General features: G+C 61.5%; 2 protein-coding genes. Both read left to right on the forward strand.

Annotation, left to right across the window (positions count from 1 at the left end):
- Positions 1-144: 144 nt before the first annotated feature.
- Positions 145-1,926, forward strand: a complete 1,782-nt coding sequence (gene gcl, locus EN749_RS34155; RefSeq protein ID WP_128364831.1) for a glyoxylate carboligase — start codon at positions 145-147, stop codon at positions 1,924-1,926.
- Between the two features lie 27 nt (positions 1,927-1,953).
- A partial coding sequence (locus tag EN749_RS34160; RefSeq protein WP_145991132.1) for a TIM barrel protein occupies positions 1,954-2,402 on the forward strand: 449 nt, incomplete at its 3' end.

Here is a 2,402-nt window from a genome sequence, read left to right on the forward strand (position 1 = left end):
CTTGGAAAACGGAAAACCAAATAAAATCAGAAGTCTGGTGCTGTTTTCTAAAAATGAAAAAATATTCTGAAAAAATTGAAAAATATCCGGCGTGCTGACATCCTTGGCCAATCCAACAATGACAAACCCCGTGGAGGGCTGGAAATGGCCAGGATGCGCGCTGTCGATGCCGCGGTTCTCGTTCTCGAAAAGGAAGGCATTTCCTGCGCTTTCGGCGTGCCGGGCGCGGCGATCAATCCATTCTATTCGGCGCTGAAGGCCAAGGGAACGGTCCGCCACGTGCTAGCCCGTCACGTCGAGGGCGCCTCGCACATGGCGGAAGGTTTTACCCGCGCCAAGGCAGGCAATATCGGCCTGTGCATCGGCACTTCGGGTCCGGCCGGCACCGACATGATCACCGGGCTCTATTCGGCCGCCGCGGATTCCATCCCGATCCTGTGCATCACCGGGCAGGCGCCACGGGCGCGGCTGAACAAGGAGGATTTCCAGGCCGTCGACATATCAGCCATTGCGGCACCCGTCGCCAAATGGGCGGTCACCGTCATGGAGCCCTATCTCGTCCCCATGGCGCTGCAGAAGGCATTTCATCTGATGCGCTCGTCACGTCCCGGCCCGGTGCTGATCGACCTGCCGGTCGACGTGCAACTCGCCGAAATCGAATTCGACATCGATGCCTATGAACCGCTGACGCCGTTCAAGCCGGCCATGACGCGCGCCCAGGCCGAAAAGGCGTTGACGATGCTCAATTCGGCCGAAAAGCCGCTGATCGTCGCCGGCGGCGGCATCATCAACGCCGATGCGTCCGATCTGCTGATCGAATTCGCCGAGATTTCAGGCGTGCCGGTCATCCCGACCTTGATGGGCTGGGGCGCCATCCCCGACGACCACCGGCTGATGGCCGGCATGTGCGGGCTGCAGACCTCGCACCGCTATGGCAATGCGACGATGCTGGAAGCCGACTTCGTCTTCGGCATCGGCAACCGCTGGGCCAACCGCCACACCGGCTCCGTCGATGTCTACACCAAGGGCAAAAAGTTCATTCATGTCGACATCGAGCCGACGCAGATCGGCCGTGTCTTCGCGCCGGATCTCGGCGTCGTTTCGGATGCCGGTGCCGCACTGAAGATGCTGCTCGACGTCGCCACCGAATGGAAGACGGCAGGCAGACTGCGCGACTGGTCCGGCTGGGCGAAGGAATGCCAGGCCCGCAAGAAGACGATGAAGCGCAAGACGCATTTCGACCAGGTGCCGCTGAAGCCGCAGCGTGTCTATGAGGAGATGAACAAGGCGTTCGGTCGCGACGTCACCTATGTCACCACGATCGGCTTGTCGCAGATCGCCGGTGCGCAGTTCCTGCATGTCTACAAGCCGCGCAACTGGATCAATTGCGGCCAGGCCGGCCCGCTTGGCTGGACCTTGCCGGCTGCCCTTGGCGTTCGCGCCGCCGATCCCGACCGGACCATCGTGGCGCTGTCGGGCGACTATGATTTCCAGTTCATGATCGAGGAACTGGCGGTCGGCGCACAGCACAAATTGCCCTATCTGCATGTTGTCGTGAACAACGCCTATCTCGGCCTGATCCGCCAGGCGCAGCGTGGGTTTTCGATGGACTTCGAGGTCGACCTTGCCTTCGAGAACATCAACCGGTCAGGCGATCCCGAGGCCGGCTACGGCGTCGATCACGTTGCCGTCGCCGAGGCCATGGGCTGCAAGGCGGTCAGGGTGCGCAAGCCGGAAGAATTCGCCGGAGCTTTCAAGGAGGCGCAGCGGCTGATGAAAGAGCACCGGGTTCCGGTCGTGCTCGAATTCATCCTCGAACGCGTCACCAACATCTCGATGGGCATCGAGATCGACAAGATCACCGAATTCGAGGACCTTGCCGAGAGCCATGAGGATGCGCCGACGGCGATCGTCATGCTGGACTAAGGCTTGGCGGAGAAAAGGAGAAAAAGAATGCCGCGTTTTTCAGCCAATCTTTCGATGCTCTTTGGTGAGCATGAGTTCCTCGACCGTTTCGATCCCGCCGCCCGCGCCGGCTTCAAGGGCGTCGAATATATCGGCCCCTATGACCATGCGCCCGATGTCGTCGCCGCCCGGTTGAAGAAGAACGGTCTGACCCAGGTGCTGTTCAACCTGCCGGCGGGCGACTGGGGCAAGGGCGAACGCGGCATTGCCGTGCTGCCGGACCGCGTGCCGGAATTCCGCCAGGGCATCACCAAGGCGATCACCTACGCGCAGGCGCTCGGCTGCCAGCAGGTCAATTGCCTGGCCGGCATCGCGCCGGCCGCCGCCGACCGCAAGCTGCTGGAGGATGTCTTTGCCGAAAACCTCGCCTTCGCGGCGGAAAAGCTGGAGCAGGCCGGCATCAGGCTGCTGATCGAGCCGATCAACACGCGCGATAT

It is taken from the genome of Mesorhizobium sp. M7A.F.Ca.ET.027.02.1.1 (assembly GCF_004022985.1).
Classification (GTDB): domain Bacteria; phylum Pseudomonadota; class Alphaproteobacteria; order Rhizobiales; family Rhizobiaceae; genus Mesorhizobium.

What these genes read in the sequence shown, in the direction of transcription:
- gcl (WP_128364831.1), top strand. Translation starts at nt 145, where the DNA reads ATGGCCAGGATGCGCGCTGTCGATGCCGCGGTTCTCGTTCTCGAAAAG.